The sequence below is a fragment of the Spirochaetae bacterium HGW-Spirochaetae-1 genome, from assembly GCA_002839375.1.
Classification (GTDB): domain Bacteria; phylum Spirochaetota; class UBA4802; order UBA4802; family UBA5550; genus PGXY01.
This window is the reverse complement of sequence record PGXY01000002.1, coordinates 542,216-564,202: the sequence shown is the minus strand read 5'-3', so window position 1 is coordinate 564,202 and position 21,987 is coordinate 542,216. Positions and strand designations below refer to the sequence as shown.

Annotated in this window: 17 protein-coding genes; 11 read left to right on the top strand and 6 right to left on the bottom strand. The window is 41.5% G+C overall.

Annotation, left to right across the window (positions count from 1 at the left end; all coding sequences use genetic code 11):
• Positions 1 to 759, top strand: coding sequence for a hypothetical protein (locus CVV44_04595; GenBank protein PKL40891.1), 759 nt, complete (start codon positions 1 to 3; stop codon positions 757 to 759).
• On the opposite strand, the gene CVV44_04590 is transcribed toward CVV44_04595, so the two are convergent.
• Entirely contained in the window at positions 737 to 1,573 is an 837-nt protein-coding gene (locus CVV44_04590) for a hypothetical protein (GenBank protein ID PKL40890.1), read from the bottom strand. The two genes, CVV44_04595 and CVV44_04590, sit on opposite strands and share 23 nt — an antisense overlap.
• A gap of 93 nt (positions 1,574 to 1,666) precedes the next feature.
• Between CVV44_04590 and CVV44_04585 the strand changes: the two genes are divergently transcribed.
• Together CVV44_04585 and CVV44_04580 are read left to right on the top strand one after the other, a co-directional pair.
• Positions 1,667 to 2,281, top strand: coding sequence for an RNA polymerase sigma factor RpoE (locus CVV44_04585; protein ID PKL40889.1), 615 nt, complete (start codon positions 1,667 to 1,669; stop codon positions 2,279 to 2,281).
• Positions 2,271 to 3,257, top strand: coding sequence for a hypothetical protein (locus CVV44_04580; protein PKL40888.1), 987 nt, complete (start codon positions 2,271 to 2,273; stop codon positions 3,255 to 3,257). The genes CVV44_04585 and CVV44_04580 overlap by 11 nt, the downstream gene beginning before the upstream one ends.
• Positions 3,258 to 3,291: 34 nt before the next feature.
• On the opposite strand, the gene aroQ is transcribed toward CVV44_04580, so the two are convergent.
• The 4 genes from aroQ to CVV44_04560 all read right to left on the bottom strand — a co-directional run bounded on the left by aroQ (position 3,292) and on the right by CVV44_04560 (position 9,697).
• Complete coding sequence (gene aroQ / locus CVV44_04575; protein ID PKL40887.1) at positions 3,292 to 3,741, bottom strand: type II 3-dehydroquinate dehydratase; 450 nt, start codon at positions 3,739 to 3,741, stop codon at positions 3,292 to 3,294.
• 19 nt (positions 3,742 to 3,760) lie between these two features.
• Positions 3,761 to 6,613 (bottom strand): hypothetical protein, encoded by a 2,853-nt coding sequence (locus tag CVV44_04570; protein PKL40886.1) that lies wholly within the window; start codon positions 6,611 to 6,613, stop codon positions 3,761 to 3,763.
• A gap of 163 nt (positions 6,614 to 6,776) precedes the next feature.
• Positions 6,777 to 8,021 carry a hypothetical protein gene (locus CVV44_04565; GenBank protein ID PKL40885.1) on the bottom strand — a complete coding sequence of 415 codons (1,245 nt, stop codon included), beginning with the start codon at positions 8,019 to 8,021 and terminating at the stop codon, positions 6,777 to 6,779.
• Between the two features lie 5 nt (positions 8,022 to 8,026).
• A complete protein-coding gene (locus CVV44_04560) occupies positions 8,027 to 9,697 on the bottom strand; it encodes an arginine--tRNA ligase (protein PKL40884.1) in 1,671 nt (556 codons plus the stop codon).
• A 264-nt stretch (positions 9,698 to 9,961) separates the two neighbouring features.
• Between CVV44_04560 and CVV44_04555 the strand changes: the two genes are divergently transcribed.
• On the top strand, positions 9,962 to 11,965 hold the full coding sequence (locus CVV44_04555) for an adenylate/guanylate cyclase domain-containing protein (GenBank protein ID PKL40883.1): 2,004 nt from the start codon (positions 9,962 to 9,964) through the stop codon (positions 11,963 to 11,965).
• Here CVV44_04555 and CVV44_04550 read toward each other — a convergent pair.
• On the bottom strand, positions 11,945 to 14,212 hold the full coding sequence (locus CVV44_04550; GenBank protein PKL40882.1) for a hypothetical protein: 2,268 nt from the start codon (positions 14,210 to 14,212) through the stop codon (positions 11,945 to 11,947). The genes CVV44_04555 and CVV44_04550 overlap by 21 nt on opposite strands.
• A gap of 443 nt (positions 14,213 to 14,655) precedes the next feature.
• On the opposite strand from CVV44_04550, the gene CVV44_04545 reads away from it, so the two are divergent.
• From CVV44_04545 to gspG, 7 genes are all read left to right on the top strand, one after another.
• Positions 14,656 to 14,994: an inorganic pyrophosphatase Ppa gene (locus CVV44_04545; protein PKL40881.1), complete on the top strand. Its 339-nt coding sequence runs from the start codon at positions 14,656 to 14,658 to the stop codon at positions 14,992 to 14,994.
• A 43-nt stretch (positions 14,995 to 15,037) separates the two neighbouring features.
• Complete coding sequence (locus CVV44_04540; GenBank protein PKL40880.1) at positions 15,038 to 15,694, top strand: DedA family protein; 657 nt, start codon at positions 15,038 to 15,040, stop codon at positions 15,692 to 15,694.
• 76 nt (positions 15,695 to 15,770) lie between these two features.
• A complete protein-coding gene (locus CVV44_04535) occupies positions 15,771 to 16,637 on the top strand; it encodes a hypothetical protein (protein PKL40879.1) in 867 nt (288 codons plus the stop codon).
• The gene (locus CVV44_04530) at positions 16,624 to 18,468 is read left to right on the top strand and encodes a hypothetical protein (GenBank protein PKL40878.1); all 1,845 of its coding nucleotides are present in this window, start codon (positions 16,624 to 16,626) and stop codon (positions 18,466 to 18,468) included. The genes CVV44_04535 and CVV44_04530 overlap by 14 nt, the downstream gene beginning before the upstream one ends.
• Before the next feature lie 15 nt (positions 18,469 to 18,483).
• Positions 18,484 to 20,178: a type II secretion system protein GspE gene (gspE, locus tag CVV44_04525; GenBank protein ID PKL40877.1), complete on the top strand. Its 1,695-nt coding sequence runs from the start codon at positions 18,484 to 18,486 to the stop codon at positions 20,176 to 20,178.
• A 2-nt stretch (positions 20,179 to 20,180) separates the two neighbouring features.
• Positions 20,181 to 21,431 carry a type II secretion system F family protein gene (locus tag CVV44_04520; GenBank protein ID PKL40876.1) on the top strand — a complete coding sequence of 417 codons (1,251 nt, stop codon included), beginning with the start codon at positions 20,181 to 20,183 and terminating at the stop codon, positions 21,429 to 21,431.
• Positions 21,432 to 21,590: 159 nt separating this feature from the next.
• Positions 21,591 to 21,974 carry a type II secretion system protein GspG gene (gene gspG, locus CVV44_04515; protein PKL40920.1) on the top strand — a complete coding sequence of 128 codons (384 nt, stop codon included), beginning with the start codon at positions 21,591 to 21,593 and terminating at the stop codon, positions 21,972 to 21,974.
• Positions 21,975 to 21,987 lie beyond the last annotated feature (13 nt).

Sequence of the window (21,987 nt, the reverse complement as noted above, 5' to 3'; positions counted from 1 at the left end):
ATGAAAGAAAGATTAAGAATACTCATAGCCGCCGATTCCATGGCCATGCCCAGATCGGTGACTTCGTACGAAGAAACATGGATACACATGCTGAAGACAAAGTTTCCCCTGTATGATATTATTGACAAATCGGAACGCGGCTTCAGCACGGAAAGACTGGTTACTGCCGGCGGCGGCGGCGTGGACCTTCTGGAAATGTACACACCGGACATAGTCATCCTGCAGGCCGGTATGATTGATGCCGCACCGCGGCTTTTCCGGAGGCAGGGTTTTGAATACTGGTTTCTCCAGAATGTCATTCCCCTGCGCTTTAAAAAGACTTATATTGATTATATTAAAAGACACAGGGGCCGCAGACCTGAAACGACCTATATCAGTCCTGAAAAATTCAGATCGAATATTATAAATTATTTTGACAGGGCCGTTAAAATAGATTGTCGTATAATTGCGATTCTTCTGGCCAAGCCCAATAGAAATCTCCTGGCCAAAAGTCCCTATGCGTATATCAACATAGAAAAATATAACGCCATTTACAGGGAAGTGGCTTCCTCGTATTCCAATGTTATGCTTATTCAGCCCTTCGATGATGATTATGACTATGACCGCATAGTGGTAGACGAGTATCATCATAATGGAGAAGGAGCGGAAATCATTTGCGCGAAACTCTCCAATGCCATCAAGCAGCTGACTAACCGGAATCCCCGCCTTCGCAGCAGCAAAGCCAGGGGGAAGACCTCTATTCCTTCTGTACTAAAGTAGCTGCTGCGATAATAAGTGCTCCACCCATAACCATTTCCATGGTCAGCTTCTCATTAAAAAAGATAATTCCCAGTGTAATGGCGCTGACCACTTCTATATAATTGAGAAAAGATACGGTGGAAGCCTTCAGGTCCTGCAACGATGAAAAAAATAGTCCAAAACCGGCAAGCCCGATAAGCATGCCGTATGCGGTAACAGCCAGGGCCTGATTTACCTGCATCTGGTAATCGACCAGGAAAAGGAATGGGAAATAAATGAAGGTACCAAGGAGATTCTGGAAGAAAACCGTTTCCCAGCTTGTAAATCTCACTGATTCCTTCTTGAAAAGAACCACTGTTATGGAATAAATCATGGCGGAAAATGTAATCGCCGCAAGTCCCAGGTATTCATCGCTTCTCATGCCGGCGCCATTCCCACTGTATATCAGAACAACCCCTGAAAAAGCCGTTACTATCAGAACCAGTTTTCTTGCATTGATTTTTTCTTTTAAAATAATCATCCCGAAAAGCATGGCAAAAATGGGCCAGGTATATAAAAGTATAACGGCCTTACCAATAGTGGTATACGTGTATCCCATAAAATAGAAATATAGGCGTAATGCGTTTAGCATTGAGGCCACAAGCATGACGGAACTTCCCCTCCAGGGGATGCGGTGCCGTGTTATGACAAAATACAGGTACAATAAAACAGCCGGGATGGCCATCCTGAAAAAAGTGATGACACCTACGGGAAGAGTAAGATATTTCACAAAGGAGCCCGATGACCCGAAGATAACAGCGGCTGCTATTATTTTAAAATAAGGAGATATCTTCATACATGATTGAAAAAGAATTGATTATATTCCCGCAACAATTTAATGGTATTGTGTACAAAAAATTCGATCAATAATACCTGTTTGTCTGTCTAAATGAATAAAGAAAAGAAAAAATCCGGAACCGATGATGAGGACTATGCCCTGATAAGGAAATTCGTTCAGGAGGGTGATATGTCAGCCTTTGATTCCCTGGTTCTAAAGTATCAGGATAATGTATTCAATCTTTGTTTCCGCATGATGGGTGATTATGATGACGCCAGGGATTGCGCCCAGGACACTTTCTATAAAGCATACAGAAGCCTCAAAGGCTTCAGGTTCCAGTCCGGATTCATGACGTGGATTTACCGAATAGCTGTCAATACATGCAAGAACAATCTTTCTCTGTCGCACCGTCGCATGATCAATAAATCCCTGGATGTTGAAGGGATGGTGACAGAAATTAAGTCCTCCGGAGACGCGAGAAGGAATTCGACTCGTCCCGACAAACTGTATGAGAGGAAGGAAATGGAAACCCTTATCCAGAAAGCCGTCAGCAGTCTCCCCGATGAGCTCAGGTCCCTGGTAATTCTGAAGGATATGGATGACAGGACATATGAGGATATTGCCGAAATACTTGATATGAAATCAGGCACGGTCAAATCGAGGCTCGCCAGGGCCCGCCAGATTCTCAGGGAACAATTACGAGGTATTATTGGCAATGAACTGTAATGATATAAAAAATCTTCTGCCGGAATATATCGCCGATGAAATTAACGGTGAGGTTAAACAATCGATTGACCGGCACCTAAAATCATGTGCCTCATGCAGAAAAGAACATGAATCATTGCGTACCTATTTTTCCCTCACATCATCCCTGGAAAAGAAAAAAGCGCCTGCAAATTTCCTGACGGAACTCCATACCGTCATCAAAAAAAAGGAAAAAAAATCATTAAAACATCTGGCAGCCCTGCTGTTTCTTCCCATTAAAATAAAACTTCCCCTGGAAGCTGCAGGCGTTCTGGCCGTCTCTCTTATAATCGTGTTTTTTTTCAAACCCTTTCATTTCATTCAGAAAGAGACCTTCCTTGTGTCGGAAAATGAAAAGAGTCTCGCGGAAGAATCCATTATCACGGAAACATTAAATTCCGGGAAAATAAATGATGCCGTACCTGCCGCAGAAGGGAAGGACAGGAAGGTCTCTGCAAAAAGGCAGGTACGTTCCCTTCGGTTCAAGGAGCCGCCCTCACCTCCCATCATCTATGAACTTGCCATGGAGATTCATGCTGAAAGATCTGCATTTACAACTGAACGGGAAAGCAGTGAAAACCTGAGCGGAGCAACTATAAACCGCATGGAAAAGAAGAAAGAGAGCTATGATGTACAGGCTCCTTCAAAATCCCTGAAATCAGAACCTGCTGATGAGATTGCCGGCAAGGACTCTGATGATGCACCAGACAAGCCTTATTCCGGAAATATTTCCTCGGTAAGAAACCTTATATCGATTCTTGATGGAACCATTGCTGAAGAGCGCGATGAAACAGGCAGGAAAGGAATGTATTATATTATTTTCAGCCTGCCTTCAAAAAATTACCTGAACATGGTTTCCCAGCTGAAAACACTAGGACTGATCATTGACAGCAAACAGGTGGTACCCCCCAAAGAGGAAACAATAAAAGTCAGGCTCATTATCGATATAAAAAAATAAGCAGGCTTAACATCGCCCAATGAGGCTTCTTCGCCTATTTTCTGCTTTCCAGGTACTCGATGATTGCACGGATTCCCAGGATATATGAATTATATCCGAAACCGCTGATCTGCCCTACACATACCGGTGCGATAAAAGAATGTTTCCTGAATTCCTCGCGGGCATGAATATTTGAGAGGTGTATTTCAACTGCCGGAATATTGACTGCTGCTATGGCGTCCCTTATAGCCACTGACGTGTGCGTATAGGCGGCAGGATTGATAACCATGCCATGGGCATGGCGATTGCTCTGAATGAAAGAGACAATATCGCCCTCGCTATTGGACTGGAAAAAAATTACCTTGATGTTATTCTCCCTTGCATAGCTTTCAACCATGCTACTGATTTCATCGAGCGCGAGTGTTCCATATATGTCTTTTTCTCTCGTGCCGAGCATATTCAGATTCGGGCCATTGATCACTATAAGTGTATAGGGTTCTTTCATTTTTCCATCCTGCCATTGATCAATTTATAACATCTTTTAAAAGTGCCTTATCAAAACCAAGATATTCATAAATATTCATGGCCTGTATATTATATGTTTTCTTTCGCGGGCTCTTTAATATTTCAAGGAGAATGTCTCTGGTCCTCTCCTGCTGGCCGTCCTCATTGTAAAGGAGAGAAAGTTTCAGCCTGGCCCTGTAGCCGAATTCACTATCTTTATTTACATCGATTATCTTTTCAAAATACTTGAGAGCCTGCGATTTGTTTTTATAAATATAAAGGCTTATTTCTCCCAGAATAAAAAGTGTTTCATCCATGTAGTCATTTTCATTGAGGCTGATTTTGTAAAGATAATAATAGGCATTCTTGTAAGACTTGATATCATAGTATATTTTCCCGTACATATAATTCAGGTAAACTTCATTCCCGGGGAATTTTGACAGATAGCCGGCAAAGCGCTGGAATTGTGCAACATTTTTAATCATGTAAAAATATTTAAGATTAGCCCTTATAATGGATTCACCATAGGGGCTTCCCAGCAACCGTTGTATCTCTTTATTCGTAATGTTAACGGCATTGCTCCACTCTTCCATGCTGAAATAGCAAAGAATAAGAAGCGCGTTCTTCCTGTTCCTCAATTCATTGTTTTTTATTTCCTGCAGCGTACTGATCACTTCCGCATACTTGTTTCTTGAAAGATAAATCTCGGCATAACCGATTTTGGCAAAATCAACATATTTGGTATCGGGGTATTCCCGAATAATCAGGGAATACCGGCTCATTGCCTCTTCTATATCTCCATTCTTTGCGTAGTAGTCTCCAATATCGTAGTTAGCTTCAGCGGTATATTCCTTCTCATTACTGAAAAGCTCCATGGCCTTCAGGGCTGTCTGAATATCCCCGGAATGAACCGCGCTTTTAAAGAAAATATATTTGATATCAACGGGCAGCACTTCCAGGTTCTCCGTAATAAGCTGGTTATATACTTTTTCATATTCACCGAGTTTATAATTGCTACGACTCAGCAAGAGCGGGATTTCCTTCCATTGCTGCTCGTCCATGGGAGGGATATCACCCTTTTTAATGATCGTTATTACTTCGTTATATTTTTCCATATTATACAAAGAGAGAAGTAGATTATAATATGAAAGTCCTCTTTCCTGAGCCAGATTGCCTTCCAGATATTTTTGGTAAAATTCAGCGCTCTTTTTAAAATTTTTACCGGCAAAATATTCATTCGCCATGATGAAATATATGCGCAGGGTCGATGCGGATTCAGGAAATCGGGAGATGAGGATATTTATATATGCTGCATTATTTTTCCCATTTTCCCGTAGCGCCATTATGAAGGCTAAAAGAATATCGGCGACCTCATTTTTATCTGAATAAATACGTAAAAGATTTTTCAAAATAGCATCTCCACGCTTGAGATCCTTGAGTTCAATATGGCACCTGACCAGATAGACCATGGCATCATAGCGGTTCTCTATATCGCCGATCTTCAGATAGCTGTTAAAAAAAGAGACGGCCTTCTGAAAATCATTTTTCCTGAAATTAACAATACCAAGATAATAATTCGATTCATTCAGATATTTAGAGAAGGGATTTTCTCTTTTCAATTCTTGCAGGAGTTCCATGGCGCGATTTATTTCATTTTTTTCGAGATATATCCTCGCACGGAGAAAATTTACCTGGTCCATCTCCGAATCATAAGGATATTTTTTCGCATAACTGTTAAGAGTTTTTTCCGCCTCATCGAACCTGTTGGCTGAGACATATGCTTTCCCCAATAAAATCATCGATTCCCTGTCGTCATCACCGGTACTGGAAGCAATGGAATCCTCCAGGTAGGGTATGGCCCTGGCAGGGTCTTTCTTCAAGTAATAACGGCTAAGAAATCTGGCCGCCTCCTTTTTCAATTCAGGTTTTCCCATGGCCTGGCGTACTTCCTCCAGCAGAGGAAGGCCTTTTTCCTCCTCGTTTTGTTCGACCTGTATTTTGCCCAGCTCAAACAGGGCATTCAGATACCATTCAGAATCCTTTCCAATCAGGGAAAACATTTCCAGCAAAGATTTTGCCGAATTAACATCTCCCTTTTTTAAAAGCGATAAGGCTTGAAAGTATTGAACCTCGCTATAGGGGGTTATTTTCAAAAGGTCTCTGGGGACGCCGCTGAAAAGTAAAATTGCACGGTTGTGATTTTCATTCTGCTGGTAAATTCTTCCCGATATTATTCTTGCACGGGCAATAATTTTGGGATCTGCCTTGGATGTGAGCAGGGGACTCAGACGTTGTAGGGATTCTTCCGGCTTGTTGTTTTTAAACAGGGCTTCTCCTATATTGTAGACCCTCAGGGCATTCATATTTTTATCGTCACAGGCCTGAATGGATTTTTCCCATTCAAGGATCGCTTCGTCATATCTGTTTTGCGAGTAATATATTGAACCGATGCGATCATGCGCAAAGGCAACCAGGCCACCTTCTTTAGTTTTGTCAATATAACGCTTATATTCCTCGATAGCCTTGTTATATTCTTTTTGAGAATAATAGATTTCGCCTATCCAGTAACGAGCCTCATTGCATAATGCCGTTGTACGGCATTTATTCAGGTAGCTGTTAAATTCATACAGTGCTGATTTATAATTTTTCTGATAATATATGGACCTTGCAAGGAAAAACCATGCCTGTTCCTTCAATTCTTCGTCATCGGAGTCCATAATTCTTTTAAATATCAATTCAGCCGAGGCGTAATTCCCAGAGTGGAATGCTTCAACACCCTGCTTGAACTGAGATTCGGTGTTCAGGGCACTATGGAGGATGGTCATGGAAAAAAAGGTCATCATCAACAGAATGGCCAGGATGCTCTTCTTCATATTAAATTGTCTGTCTCCTGCACGAATTCCTGCAATATAAGGGAACCTCTAAAAATTGAGTTTTGGATGTTCCCTTGTTGGCACAAACATGGGAAAAATCAGGTTCTTTCAATTTATTAATAATGAAAAACCTGGTTTTTTTAGGTGCCCATAAGTCAAAACCCTAAAAAACGTCTTTTTTTAGAGTCCTTAAATATCTTCTTATTCTTTCAAGGCCATAATGCGAAGAAAACAGTCTCACTCTTTCCCGGTCTCCAGGATAAATTTTTGTCTCAGTCTGCAGGTCTCCGCAAAAGTAAAAGCCGAAACAAACTGTCCCAACGGGTTTTTCCTCAGTCCCTCCATCGGGGCCTGCTATTCCTGAAACCGATACACCGATATCGGCATTCAGGTGTTCAGTGATCATCCTGACCATGCTTCCGGCAACGGGCTGACTTACCGCTCCGAAATCCTGAAGCAGTTTATCCGGGACATGAAGTATCCTGGATTTTATATCATTGTTGTAAGCCACGACAGATCCCTTGAAAACGCGTGAAGATCCGGGAATATCGGTAATGCGTGCAGCAATCATTCCTCCGGTGCAGGATTCCGCCGTGGCCAGAGTCAGATTATATCTTTGCAGCAAATAAACGATCTCTTCTTCAGGTTTTGTGAACCCCTCAAGGAGCAAATTCTCTTTAAAAATATCACCAAACTCCCCGTATATCGTGTTATCACCAGCCGCTCCATCGATTTTTTCGACAAGGGTAATCGAGACAAGACCCGATCGTGCGGTCATGCCCCACTGAAAGGAGCCATTAATTGATTTAATTATTTTAATTTTATCATTGATCTCACTCTCTTTCAATCCGGCAATAGTCATGGAAATAAATTTTTTTTCTTTCATCCCGTATCGCTTATACAGGTAAGGCACTACTCCCTGGACGAACATCCCTTCAATTTCCCGCGGCACTCCAGGCAGAGCGATAATGCTTTTATCTCCAACCTCCAGGATAAAGCCGGGTGCCAGTCCGAAATCATTTTTTATTACGATGGAATTCCCGGGTATCGAGACCATTTTTATATCGGCTTCATCAACAGTCCTGCCCATATTCCCGAACACATCCCGCATTTTATTCAACGCACTTTCATCGATTACAATATTAAAATTATATAATTCATGCAGGGCTTCAATCGTTAGATCATCCTCGGTTGGTCCCAGCCCTCCCGAAATAATGACAACCTTGGAATTTTCAAGGCAGGATGCAATGGCGTCGGCCAGATCTACACTGCTATCTGCCACGGTCAGATGCCGACTTATGATAAAATCCGTGGGGAAAAGGGCCCGGCTTATATAGGCACTGTTGGTATCAACGACTGCTCCATACAGCAGCTCGTTCCCGGTTGATATAATCGAGACGGTCTTCATAACGCTTACATCTGTTCCGGCGCCGAAACTCCCAGAAGATTCAGCCCGTTTCTCAGGACGGTTCTCACGGCATCGGCAAGAGTCAGATAGGTATTAGTCATCTCTGCCTCTTCGGAAAGTACGCGATGCTCGGTGTAAAACCGGTGAAAGGCCTGGGCAAGCCGGAGAAGATATGTGGGTATCTTGTGGGGCTCAATGGTTTCTGCCGCGTCAATAACCTCTTCAGGATACTTCATCATGTGTTTCATCAGCGCTGACGATTCGTCATTATTAAGTAATTCCTTGTTTATAATACCGGGTTTGTAGGATATGCCCCTCTTCTCCGCTTCGCGGAAAATGGAACAGATCCTGGCATGGGCATACTGCAGATAAAAAACCGGGTTCTCAGAACTCTGCTTTTTGGCCAGCACCAGATCAAAATCAAGATGACTGTCCATGGAACGCATGAGGAAAAAGTAACGGGCCACATCCACGCCAATCTCATCTACCAGTTCTCTCATGGTGGAAAATCTTCCCAGTCTCTTGGACATCTTGACGGCCTCGCCTTCCATGACAAGGTTCACCTGCTGTGAAATGAGAATTTTAAATCTGTCCTGTGGGAATCCCAATGCCTGCATGGCTCCAGCAAGACGGGCAATGTAGCCGTGATGATCGGGACCCCAGATATCGATGATACGGTCATAATTACGGTTTATTTTATTCCTGTGATATGCTATGTCAGCCAGAAGATACGTTGGCCGGCCGTCATCCCGTATCACGACCCTGTCCTTGTCGTCATTATAATCGGTGGATCGGAAAAATTTCTTGTTCTCCCTCTCATAAATGACATCATTCTTCTCGAGATCATTGAATGTCGCCTCAACTGCGCCTTCCTCATGGAGGGTTCGCTCATGAAACCAGCGGCTGAAATTTACATTAAAATCCTGTAGATCTTTTTTCTGTCCTCCTACATTATACTCCACGGCCTTTTCAGAACAGAAGGTTATCAGGTCCTCTTCTCCGGAAATGGCTTCAAACTCAGTTGAGAAGGAATCTATAATATGACGGGCTATATCTTTAATATATTCTCCGTGATATCCGTCTTCCGGAAAGGAAAAGTCTCTGCCGAGGTGCTCTCTCACTCTAGCCAGAACTGACTGGCCCAGCAGATTGACCTGGTTGCCGAAATCATTCACGTAAAATTCCCTTTCCACCACATCGCCGCAGGCCTCAAAAAGATTACCTATAGTATCCCCCAATGCCGCGGCCCGGGCGGAGACAACATTCATGGGTCCCGTGGGATTTGCTGAAACAAATTCAATATTTATTCTCTGGGGATTTTCTTTTTTCCTTTTTCCATAGTTTTTATCTTCATTAAGTATCTCCTGCAGGTTGCTGCAAAGATAATCATGGGAGATAAAAATATTTATGAATCCAGGTTTAACGACATCAACACGATCTATGATACCGGTATTATTTTCCAGATATGGTTTTAGTGCATTACCCGTGTCCATGGGGGAACGGCGCAAGACCCGCGCCGATTCCATGGCAAAAGGCGTGGCATAGTCACCGAATTTTGTATCTTTGGGATATTCAATTTTGATTGCCGGATACCCCGTATCGGTGAATACACCCTCTTTAATTGCCTGTCCGAGAGCTTCTTCAAGAATTGCATATATTTTTTCTTTAACAGTCAAAATGTTCGCTCCTTTTTATAGTAAATAATGGGTAAGCCGGTCTTAATTCTTTAAATGAACAAATTAACAATATCTGTTACGGATTTTTTTTTTGTCAACTATATAAAAGGCTTAAAAAATAGGGTACCTCTGATTACGGAATTACTCCAACATGGTTCCCGATAATTTAAATGAATAATTCCACGGCTCGCAATTAATAGCTTGAAAATTATTTTAATCCTGAATAGTATATGCCCATACTTATGAGTTCATCGAGAGGTATTTATGGAATTTTTAAAATTTGACCGCAACAGAACCATCAGTTTCATCATAACCTTTGTAATATTCCTTATTATCATGGCACTTTATACGCAGACAACTTTGTTTGATATAGTTGAAAGGGGGGCCATCGACTTTCGCTTCTTTCTGCGTGATCCATCGGAAAAATCCGTTAAACTCGATGACGGCGTCCGCATGGGCAGAATAAATCCCCGCGCCCGAAAGGATATCATCATTCTCGGTATTGATGAAGCCACTATCAGGGATTTCTCGGACCGCCAGGTGCAGTGGCCCTTCCCCTGGGATATACATGCCCTTTTTACAGATTTCATATCAACCGGCAATCCATTGTCAATTTTCTTTGATATAACATTTCTTGACCATAAAGAGGGCGAGAAGGAACTTGCCAAGGCAATAAAAAAGGCCGGCAATGTTTTCCTTGACTATCCTTTTGAAACGGAAGAAATCGATGTACAATATAATGATCAGAAAGAACGCATAAATATCCTCAACCGTATGAGATTCCCCGTTGATCCGGCTGATGCGTCTCCTCAACTCGTTGAAGAAATGGTTCCGCCCACACCCGATCTTCTCAAGGCCTCACGCGGCGTCGGTTTTGCCAATGTTTTCCCCGATCCAATCGACCAAATAAACAGGCAGATGCCCCTGGTGATAAAATTCAACGGCTGGTATTATCCCAATGTTGATCTTATCCTGGCCATGGATTACTATGGCATTGGAAAGGATGATGTTGAGATCAAGATGGGTCAGTATTTAAAGCTGAAAAATATCCCCTTGAACAAAATGGCGAAACCCAACAAAAACGGGGAAATAATCATACCTGTCGATGAACTGGGATTTATGGATATAAACTTCATCGGGGGTTCCGGCAGTTTTCAGCACTATCCCTATTTTCTCTTTGCCCGGGAAGGCACTATGGAAGGAAATACTTCCCTTACGGATAAAATTGTTCTTATTGCCGCCTATGCATCAACAGGCATAGCGACGGATCAGCATAAATCACCGTATGGAACGACTTTCGGAATAGAGCACCATGCCAATGCCCTCAATACGATATTGAATCAGGACTTTCTTTATAAAATGTCGCCCATGCAGAACCTGATAATAATGCTGGTAATTGCCATACTCCTGGGTTTTTTCCTTCCCCGGTTATCAATTATCATGTCTACAATCTTTGTATTTTTTATATCAATTATTTACCTTGTAGCTTCGTATGTTATTTTTGATTCATCAAGTATTATCAATGCCATGCTGACCCCCATAATACAGACCGGTCTCAGTTTTACGTTGATAATTACTTACCGGGTTCTCACTGAGCAACAGGAAAAGAAATATATACGACAGACATTTTCAAAATTCGTATCAAAATCAGTCGTTGATGAATTGCTGAAAAGTCCAGACAAGCTGAAGCTGGGCGGTGAAAAGAAAATTCTTACGGTATTGTTCTCCGATATCCGCGGGTTCACCTCCATTTCCGAAAAGCTGACACCGGAAAAGCTGGTTGAACATCTTAATCATTATCTCCAGGCCATGACCGATATGGTATTCAAATATGACGGCACACTGGATAAATATGTCGGTGATGAAATTATGGCCTTCTGGGGAGCTCCTATTGAGATGGAAAATCATGCACTCATGGCATGTAAATGCGCCCTCGAGCAGATGGAAGTCCTTCACAAAATGAACGAAAACTGGAGGAATGAAGGCAAACCCGAGCTTAACATAGGTATCGGTATCAACACGGGTGATATGGTTGTGGGCAACATGGGGTCTTCGTCACGAATGGATTACACCCTCATGGGTGATAATGTTAACCTCGGGGCACGTCTCGAAGGGACGAACAAGGTATACGGCACCTATATAATTATCAGCGAATTCACTTATGAACATGTAAAAGATAATGTGGTTGTCCGTGAACTGGACCTTATCAAAGTCAAAGGAAAAGAACTCCCGGTAAAAATATACGAATTACTGGATGTCCGGGAATAAACTCAACGGCTCTTTGCTGATTGATTTTAGCAGCATATCAGGTTTCTCCAGGCGTCCCGAAATTTCCATCGGGACGCTTATTGTTTTCCCTGTAGTATCTTTCAGCGATACATATGAAGGTATTCTGAGACCCGTATCATAGCCATATGTTCCATATGCAGAAAAGTTGACAAAATTGGAATTGAGTGTAAAATTCCTGACATAGAAATTCTCGCCCGATTGAGATAATGCAAAAGAAAAATTGCTGATCTCAAGATCATTAAGATCATTTGCTTCAAGCCCGTTCTTTTTCAAAAATGATGTTATTCTTTTTTGAGTTTCCGTGTTTTTAATCCTACCAGCACCAACATTGATGGAAACATTACCTTTTGAATTCTGCAGTATTTGAAACAGCCGGTACGCGGTAAGCTCATAGTCAAAATCAATATTGAGCTTCCCCTCCATGGAAAAATCACTCTTTAAATCTCTGGACATTTTCCCCAGGTCAAGCTGTCCCACATTCCCTTTTATGGTCAAGAAAGGGTAATCCCTGTTGAAATATCCCTGGAGTTCCAGACGGTATTGCGCATCGTATCCTTCGAGATTAAAGTCTTCCATGGTAAGTGTGCCATTTTCCAACTTGATGGCACAATTCATTTTTTTTAACTCTGCATTCCCTGTCAGAAACAGGGAATCGGCGTTCCATTCGAGCGAAAAATTATTAGTGTTAACGAGAGATCCCAGAGGTTTCTGTAGAAAAAATATTTCGTCATATCCCTTCTGCTGATCCTTATAGGCGTTTAAGAAAATTTTATCCAGCCCAAGGGAGATGACATCGTAGAGCAGTTCAGTACTCAGTTTTTTTGAGGAAACACCCACAGTCGTCGAGGAAACAGGAGGATAAAAATCTTTTACAGCTGTCTTACTTTTAATGCTGAAATCGGAGTTATTAATTTTAAATTCCGAATTAATATCCATGGTATTTTGGTTAAGCGCTAAATTCATTGAGCCGTTCGACAATAATTCACGGGTTTTGCCCTTCTCGCTTTTGATGATGGAAAAACCTTCCAGGAGAGACGTTATATTGACTTCCCTGGCCTGTTTTTTTGCGAGATCATAATCGACACTGGCCTTGATATTGAAGGAGCCTTTATAACTGACATCCATATATGGAGAGAAGCATCGTGATAAATCATCTAAATCGATAGTATTGGTTTCTACTTTGAATTTCAGATTTCTGTCCTCTTTGAAATCTGAATATTTGCCTGAAAAATCAATATCCAGAACATCATCATAGAGATGTAATTCCCTGAAATTGATAAAATTTTTTACCCGTGAGAACCGCATATCTACTTCAGCATTGAAATTTTCATTGGATACAAGAGAATACTGCTGTGCTCCACTTGATGTTATGGACAGATTATTGGTTTCCACATCGCCTTTTACACCATACTCATCTGCCCGCATAAGAATTACTATATCAGTGGACAATCCGCCGGTAAAGAGCATCTTGCTCAGCTGGTTTTCTATGATGTATTCGCTGAAAACTGACATATCAAAATTATCGATGACAATATTTGTCTTTGATTCCTTTGCACGGTCATAGTAGAATTTTCCCGAAATGGAAATATCCCCTTCCTTTATTTCTTCTGTTTTGTAAGGCAGAAGTATCCCTTCTACAAAGTAGGTAAATTTTTTCTCATCACTTCTTAATTTTATTATGGCATTCCGGCATGCAAGGGTCAGCTTATGCTCTTTAAAGAACTCATGATAAAACAGGTCGCTTTTTTTAAAAGTAACATAGAAATTATCAAGGTTTATATAACCTGGTTTTTGTAATGTATCAATAAAAGAAAAAATGCTTTTAAAGTTTTCTACATAATCTTTTCCGAATGTTTTCTGAATGGAAATGGTGCTTTTCCCAAAGTGAACACCTTCAACCTTAACTATATTCCTGAATAAATTTAGAAAATTGATGTCCAGTTCGGCCTCCTCTGATTGTATAAAGCTTATATTATCATTGAAGTCACTGCTGATAGACAGATTGAATTTTTTTACAATTATATTTCCTGAGTATTTGATGGAGACTCCTTCAAATTTAACAGCCTTTCCAAGGTTCTCCTTGCAAAAATTGGACACAAAATCTCTCAACCTATTCTCAGGATAGGTGACATTAAAATATATAGTCAGCGAAACAAGGCTGAGCAGTATGAGAATAAGAACGGAGGTGAGCGCTATGAGAATAATTTTACTTCTTAATTTAATCATTTCTATTTTCTTTATTTTTGAAATAATGCCTTACAGGATGATGAATTCTTTCAATTGATATAATGTTTATTTATAGCGTCAAGTACATTAAAAAACACAGGTCGACTTAAATTATTAAATTCATTTTACTATCCTCCGTTATCCTGATTATTTTGCTGAAAACTATCTTTTCTGCCGCTTGCCTTCACAATCGAACATTAAAAATTCAATTTTAATGGGTCGCGTATATTATTTTATTGCAAATATTGTGCTTGATAATAAGGGAATCCCGATAGATTATTACAAGGGTGTTCTTTTATAAAGATTTTTCTGTGAAGTGATTAAAATATTCTGTTACAAATAATTGCTTAAATTTCCAGATAATTGTTCTTTGTGTCATCTTTCTTTAATACTTTTACGATATGCATGCAGTAGTCATAGTTCAATAATTATTATTAATTAGAATGGTAAAAAAAATGGAAGACCGTAAGTATGTCCAGAAACTCCTTGCCATGTCGGGAAAATATGATCTTGACAGAAAAAGAGAATTAAACATTCATGAGACTCACTCCTCTTTTGAGGGAATACCTAAAAAGCATCCCACAAATAAAAATGTTTTAATTCTTCTGACCGATTCGTTCAATCATGTACAGAAATTCTATGAATTTTCCATTGAAACTATCGGCAACATAGAGGATCTGGGAACTATCACAAACAATGAAGGCAAAAGCGTTACAAAAATCCGGGTATGGGTGAAGAAAGGCATGCCCGCCATTTGTTCCGAGTCTTTCATCGTAAAATGATCGATAATACTATATTCATATTACTTATTTTTTGGAAAATTCTATGGAATTATTAGCTACTATACTTACCAACGCGGCACCGTATGTGCATTTTATTTCCTTTGCCCTTCTCGTCCTGGCTGGATTCAGTTTCCCCATATCAGAGGATCTTGTATTTATTATTTCAGCCTCTATAGCAGCCACGATCATTCCTGAAAACACTTATTATATTTTTGCCGGATGCTTCCTGGGAGCCTATTCCAGTGACATTGTAGCATATGCCATTGGACGGTATGCCGGCGGAAGAATTCTTGCCAGCAGCAGACTATACAAAATCAAATTCTTTAATAAGAATTTTTCAAAAGAACGACTTGGGAAGCTGGAGATGTATTTTGATAAGTATGGCAGCAAAACCTTATTCTTCGGACGCTTTGTGCCATTTGGTGTAAGAAACATGCTTTTCATGACAGCGGGACTTATCAAAATGAAATTTAAGAAATTTCTCTTGATAGATTTCATAGCCCTGGTCTGCACTTCTTCTATTCTATTCTATCTGGGTTATTCTTTCGGGGAAAACTATCGGATCATCTTCCCCTATCTTAATCGATATAAAATTCTCATATTTATACTTTTTATTTTTATTGCAATACTATTCAACAGGAAACGTATTTTCTACTTCTGGAATAAGCTTTTTAAAAAAACATTTTATTCACAGTTGTAAGGTTTCGATTAATTGCTTGACGTGATTGGTTTTAAGATAAGGGATATGAGCAGTCGGTTATCCAGGGGTAATGGTGATGCAGAATTTTAAATATCATATGATGAATATAGCCTCAGTGATTATATTCTCTTATATCACCGCTTCAACTATCAATCATGTAATCAAATATAACATGACTCCATCCTATTCCCCTGTTATAAAAAAGGAACTGAAAACAACCCGGAAAAAAACGGTAAAATCCCTGGAAGATTATAATCCCATCATCGAATCGGGTTTTTTCAAGGTTTCTGACTCATCGGGTGCGTCAACAGTGGAATCTTCAGCTCCTTCAGCAGGTTCGCTGGACAGTCTCACGCTCCTGGGAACCATAACTGGACCATCCAGTATTGCCCGGGCCCTTGTCAGGAAAGCAGGCGAAAAGGAACCACAGATTTTTGCCCTTTACAAAATAAACAGTGAAATAAACAATGATGTATACGGATATAAATTAATTAGGATTGGCACTGATAGAGTCCACCTGGACCTCAATGGGCAGAGAAGTGTTCTCGAACTCTATGGAAAAAAGGAAACACCTCAACAGCACCAATCCACGGCACAGCCTGACACGAGCGGAAATCTTGTAAAAAAGAATATTAGCAGGGCCGAGATCAAGCAAAAAGTCATGAATGACCTCGATAATGCCATGAAGGGACTGCTGGCCGGTCCCTACAGGGAAAATGGTGCAATTGTTGGATATCAGCTGAAAAAGGTCCGGCCATACAATATCCTCTACAAGCTTGGGGCAAGAAGCGGTGATATAGTCAAACGTGTTAATGGAAAAACGATCGACAGCACGGATAAATTATATAAAATGTGGCAGTCTCTTCAAAATGAAAATAAAATTACGGTTGATATAGAGCGGGGCGGCCGCCTGGTTACCTTCGATCTCAATGTTACAGAATAAACATCACAAGGAACTATTCATGGGTAAAAGAAAAGCATATCCTATTGCAATAATAACACTGTTTGCGGTCCTCACCCTATTTTTTTTACCTCTTATCTCTCGTGATCTCCTTCATTGTGATTCATCCATTCTGCGCTCATATTTCATTGCCGATGCCCAGGAAAAACAGGCAAGTAAAGGGAAAAAAGCAGAAAGAAAATTTGCTCTCAATTTTAAAGATGTGGAAATTTCAGAATTCCTAAACATCATGAGCCAGCTGATCGGTAAAAACATCATTATGGATGACAAGGTCAAGGGCAAGATATCCATCAGCTCCGCAAAGAAAGTTCCCGTATCTCAGGCTTATGATGTAATGAAATCAATTCTGGAAGTAAAAGGCCTTGCCGTTGTAGAAACAGGCAACCTGATTAAAGTTCTCCCCATTCAGGAGGCTATAAAGAAAAATGTTGAAATAATCGTCGATGGCGAAAAGAAAAACATCTCACCTGACAAAGAGAATTCAGTCACCTTTCTTCTCGAAATTAAAAATGCCGATGCAACGGAAATAGCCAACACCCTGAAACCCCTGAAATCGAAAATGACCGACATCGTCGTATATATGCCGTTGAACACCATCATTGTGAGCGGCACATCTTCGGAAATAGACGGTCTCATCAAGATTGCCTCGGCACTGGACAAACAGGCCGAGGACCTTCCCGAGGGGGCTACACCCAAGGGGTTTATCAATGTTGTCAACCTTGAGAATGCCGACGCTGTTCAGCTGGCCGAAGTATTATCGCGAATTCCTTTTTCCGAGTCTGCAAAAATAGACACTACTCCCTTATCAACGAATAATCCGCAGAAAGTTAAATCATCCAGCAAATCAAGAAGGGTCACTAAAACCGAACCTGTCAGTCAGCAGCAGAAAACAAAACTTTCCATCATTGCCAACAAGGAAACCAATTCACTCATCATCACGGCAAAGCCTGAAGAATTCAAAGAAATAAACAGGATAATCAAGGAATTGGACATCGTGAGAGAGCAGGTGCTTATTGAGGCGCTCATCATTGAAGTCAATGCTGAAAATGGATGGGGTTTCGGAATCGACTGGATGCTGGGACAACAGTCCGGCACAAATATGTTCGGTGGATCGTCCATCATGGGGTCGCCTCCCGATTATTCCACTTCATCGGTGAATGGTAAAAAACTTGTGGTCCCCCTTGCATCGGGTCTACAGCTTGGATATCTATCCGATACCTCCATGCTGGGGTTTGTCCTTCTCAATGCCAGCGGTACCGATAATAATTTTAATATCCTGTCCACACCGCAGCTTCTTACCATCGACAACCAGGAAGCTGAACTCAATGTGGGCGAGGAAATTCCCGTAGCATCCAATAACCGTATCAGCGAATCTGGTACGCAGTTCTATACCTATGAATATAAATCAGTGGGTATTAAACTCAAAATTACGCCGCATATTACCAACAGCAATCGGATAACCCTGGACCTTTACCAGGAAATAAATTCCGTACTCGGCACTACAACAGACACTTCTTCCACCGTGCCTCCAAAACTTGGCAAGCGTGACATTAAAACCAAGGTATCCGTTCTCGATGGTAAAACCATAGTTGTGGGCGGTCTTATAACCAACAATAAATCCGTACAGGAAACAAAAGTTCCTCTTCTTGGTGACATCCCCGTTCTTGGATGGCTCTTCAAGCATAAAACCACGGAGTATAAAAAGACGAATCTTCTTGTATTTATTACTCCTCATATCGTCACCAAGCAGGACAGGATTGACGCCATAACCAAACAGAAACGTGACAGTCAGAGCAGATTGAGAATCCGGTGAAAAATTAAGACAAACATGGCAAAGACAAAACATTTTGGGAAAATACTGGTAGAGCAGAACATAATTACGCCTGAACAGCTGCAGGAGGCGCTGCTTCTTCAGAAAAATTCTTCGCTCAGGCTTGGTGAACTCCTTATAAAAAAAGGCGTCTGCAGCCAGGAACAGATTTTGAAAGCACTCGGTGATCACTATGGGATCGATACGCAACTTCATATCGAATTCGACGATCCTGACAATCTTTTCGGAAATATACCCACGCACTTTTTAAATAAAAACAGAATTGTTCCTTTCAAGAAAAAGGGACAATATATTCACGTCGCTCTCGTTGATGCCCTGAATGTCCAGCCCCTGGACGATCTTAAAATGCTTTTCCCTAAATTTGAATTCAGAACAGTACTTACCATAGGGGATGAGATTCAGCGGCTCATCCATACACACTATGACGTCCTGAAGGATGAAACAACCCACGATGTGATCGAAGACCTGGAAGAGTCCGATTTCGAAATACTTTCCAGCCAGATATCAGAGACAGAAGACATCTCTGACATGGCGAATGATGCGCCCATAATCAGGCTTGTAAATACAATTATAAAACAGGCAGTGAATGAACGGGCCAGTGATATCCACATAGAACCCTTTGAAAAAGACCTTATCGTTAGGTTCCGTATAGACGGTATACTCTATCAGCAGTTTACTCCGCCGAAAAAATATCAGGGAGCTGTCATTTCCCGGATAAAAATAATGGCCAACCTGAACATAGCGGAAAACCGTCTGCCGCAGGACGGACGCATACAGCTCAAGATCAGCGGCAAGGATATTGATATCAGGGTTTCCATTTTCCCCACCCACTATGGGGAACGGGTCGTGCTCAGGCTTCTCAATAAAACAGATATGAAGTTTGATCTTGACTCTCTGGGATTCTCAAAAAGGGATCTTGATGTATTCAATGAACTCATTAAAAAATCACATGGAGTCATCCTGGTAACAGGACCGACAGGAAGCGGCAAGAGCACAACTCTTTACAGCGTGCTCGTGCGTCTCAATACGCACGATGTTAATATTCTTACCGTTGAAGATCCCATCGAATATCAGCTGCACGGTATCGGACAGATGCAGGTCAAACCAAAGATAGAGCTCACCTTCTCAACGGGTCTGAGATCCATACTTCGCCAGGACCCTGACATTATAATGATCGGTGAGATTCGCGACCTGGAAACAGCTGAAATAGCGGTTCAGTCGGCACTGACGGGACACCAGGTTTTTTCAACACTTCACACCAACGATGCTGCCAGTGGAATAACCCGTCTCCTTGATATGGGCATTGAGCCTTTTCTCATAGCCTCATCGGTCAATGCGTTTCTTGCCCAGCGTCTTATACGTCGGATATGCCCACACTGCAAGGAGTCTTATAAACCGACACCCAAAGTACTTTCCGAGCTCAATCTAAAGCCGTCACAATTGAAACAAGGGAAATTTTATGCCGGGAAAGGTTGTGATAAATGTCTCAATACGGGATATTCCGGCCGTACCGGTATTTATGAACTATTACCGGTGACAACTGAAATAAGAAGACTGATTATTAAGCAGACCGACTCTGAAGAGATAAAAAATCTTGCCATAAGCCAGGGCATGCAGACCCTGCGTGAAGACGGACTTAATAAGGTTATCGAAGGAATTACATCGGTGGAAGAAGTTCTGAGGGTTACCTGACAATGATTTTTCATTACCAGGCACTGAACCAGAAGGGAGACAGCGTTTCCGACTATATTGATGCTTCGTCTGAATCTACGGCGCGGACAAAAATCAGGGCGCAGGGCCTATATCTGGTTAAAATCTCCCGGCATGATGTGGTCCGTGAAGAATCTTCCCATCAGGAAATGGGGAAAATAAAGATCCTCATGGAACGGTTAAGTGACGAGATAAGCATTCGTTTTATTTCAAAGCAAATTGGGCTGTTTTCGCGTCAACTGGCTACGCTTCTTAAGGCCGGGATGTCCCTGCCCCATGCCATTACCGATATCATCGACCAGATCGATAATAAACACTTCCGTAATGTTGTGGCCGATATTAAAGAAAAAATCGAGGAGGGTTCTTCTTTTTCAAACGCTCTGTTGCGTCATCGTCCCATTTTCTCGGACATGTATGTCAACATGGTCAGAGTAGGCGAAAACCTGGGTTCCCTGGATCATGTCATTGAACGCCTTGCAGAGATGGAGGAAAAAAAGAATATCCTGAAGAGCAAGGTTCAAGCCGCACTCTATTATCCTCTCTTCATGTTTACCTTTGCGTCCATCGTCGTCATCTTTCTCATGGTCAGCATCATTCCGGCCATTTCGGAAATGTTCAAAGACCAGAACAAGGACCTTCCCTTTTCCACGGAAATTGTCATGTTTATCAGCGATATACTGAAACACTTCTGGTTTATGATTCCCGTTATTATAATTACAGCGTATTACCTTTTCAGAAGATATATACAGACTCCTGAAGGACGGCTGAAAATCGATGAGTTGAAACTGAAACTTCCCCTGATTAAAAACCTGTATCGCAAACTGCTGGTCCTGCGTTTCACCCAGAACCTGGGCATACTTATGAATAATAAGGTTGATATTATAAAATCCTTTGAGATAGTTCAAAAAATTGTGGGAAACCAGGTGATTGAGGCAAAAATCGCCGAATCATCAAAAAAAATACGCGAAGGCTCTTCTATCTCCAATGCTCTTCAGAAAAGCGATTTTCTTCCCCGCATGGTCCTGGGAATGATAGCAGCCGGTGAAGCCAGCGATAATCTTGATACCATGCTTCTGAACATCGGGAAGGTCTATGAAACAGAAATTGATTTAACCATTACCAGTCTTACGAGCCTTATTGAGCCGCTGATTATCATCGTCATGGGTATTATTATCGGTGTAATTGTCCTTTCGGTTATGCTGCCTATTATGGAGATGAGCCTCCTGGTGCAATAATGCAATAACCGGTGTGTGAATATAATCTGAAACAGATTATCATTATAATTGTCCAATAAATGACATTTAATTTTTTCAAAAACAGAAATTATTTCAACAAACAAGGAGTATGACATGCTAAAACTAATATTTCGCCGATTTAAACAGTTCGGGAAGACAATGTCCGGCCAAGAAGGTATGACCTTGATTGAAATCCTGATTGTTGTAACCATCATCGCTATCCTGGGAGCCCTGGTTGTACCGAGGTTCCTGGACATGCCGCAAAAAGCGAAAGTTACCGCTGCGAAACAACAGATGAAGAACTTTGAAATGGGACTGCAAAAATACGCCTTCGAAAAAGGAAACTTCCCTACTACCGAAGAGGGCCTGCAGGTTCTGGTTTCAGAAAAAATCATGAAGAAGATCCCGCAGGATCCCTGGGGAAATGAATACCAGTATCGTTCTCCCGGGGAGAATGACCCTGATTTCGAGATCGTGAGCCTGGGCGCTGACGGAAAGGAAGGGGGAGAAGGATTCAATGCCGATTTGAAGAGCTGGGAATAAAACCCTGCATTAT

Bases quoted from the DNA above. Each gene is read 5' to 3' on its own strand.
- CVV44_04545 (PKL40881.1), top strand. From the start codon at position 14,656: ATGGTAAAAAAAATGGAAGACCGTAAGTATGTCCAGAAACTCCTTGCC.
- CVV44_04520 (PKL40876.1), top strand. From the start codon at position 20,181: ATGATTTTTCATTACCAGGCACTGAACCAGAAGGGAGACAGCGTTTCC.
- CVV44_04535 (PKL40879.1), top strand. From the start codon at position 15,771: ATGCAGAATTTTAAATATCATATGATGAATATAGCCTCAGTGATTATA.
- CVV44_04555 (PKL40883.1), top strand. From the start codon at position 9,962: ATGGAATTTTTAAAATTTGACCGCAACAGAACCATCAGTTTCATCATA.
- CVV44_04530 (PKL40878.1), top strand. From the start codon at position 16,624: ATGTTACAGAATAAACATCACAAGGAACTATTCATGGGTAAAAGAAAA.
- gspG (PKL40920.1), top strand. From the start codon at position 21,591: ATGTCCGGCCAAGAAGGTATGACCTTGATTGAAATCCTGATTGTTGTA.
- CVV44_04585 (PKL40889.1), top strand. From the start codon at position 1,667: ATGAATAAAGAAAAGAAAAAATCCGGAACCGATGATGAGGACTATGCC.
- CVV44_04595 (PKL40891.1), top strand. From the start codon at position 1: ATGAAAGAAAGATTAAGAATACTCATAGCCGCCGATTCCATGGCCATG.
- aroQ (PKL40887.1), bottom strand. From the start codon at position 3,741: ATGAAAGAACCCTATACACTTATAGTGATCAATGGCCCGAATCTGAAT.
- CVV44_04540 (PKL40880.1), top strand. From the start codon at position 15,038: ATGGAATTATTAGCTACTATACTTACCAACGCGGCACCGTATGTGCAT.
- CVV44_04590 (PKL40890.1), bottom strand. From the start codon at position 1,573: ATGAAGATATCTCCTTATTTTAAAATAATAGCAGCCGCTGTTATCTTC.
- CVV44_04580 (PKL40888.1), top strand. From the start codon at position 2,271: ATGAACTGTAATGATATAAAAAATCTTCTGCCGGAATATATCGCCGAT.
- CVV44_04570 (PKL40886.1), bottom strand. From the start codon at position 6,613: ATGAAGAAGAGCATCCTGGCCATTCTGTTGATGATGACCTTTTTTTCC.
- gspE (PKL40877.1), top strand. From the start codon at position 18,484: ATGGCAAAGACAAAACATTTTGGGAAAATACTGGTAGAGCAGAACATA.
- CVV44_04565 (PKL40885.1), bottom strand. From the start codon at position 8,021: ATGAAGACCGTCTCGATTATATCAACCGGGAACGAGCTGCTGTATGGA.
- CVV44_04550 (PKL40882.1), bottom strand. From the start codon at position 14,212: ATGATTAAATTAAGAAGTAAAATTATTCTCATAGCGCTCACCTCCGTT.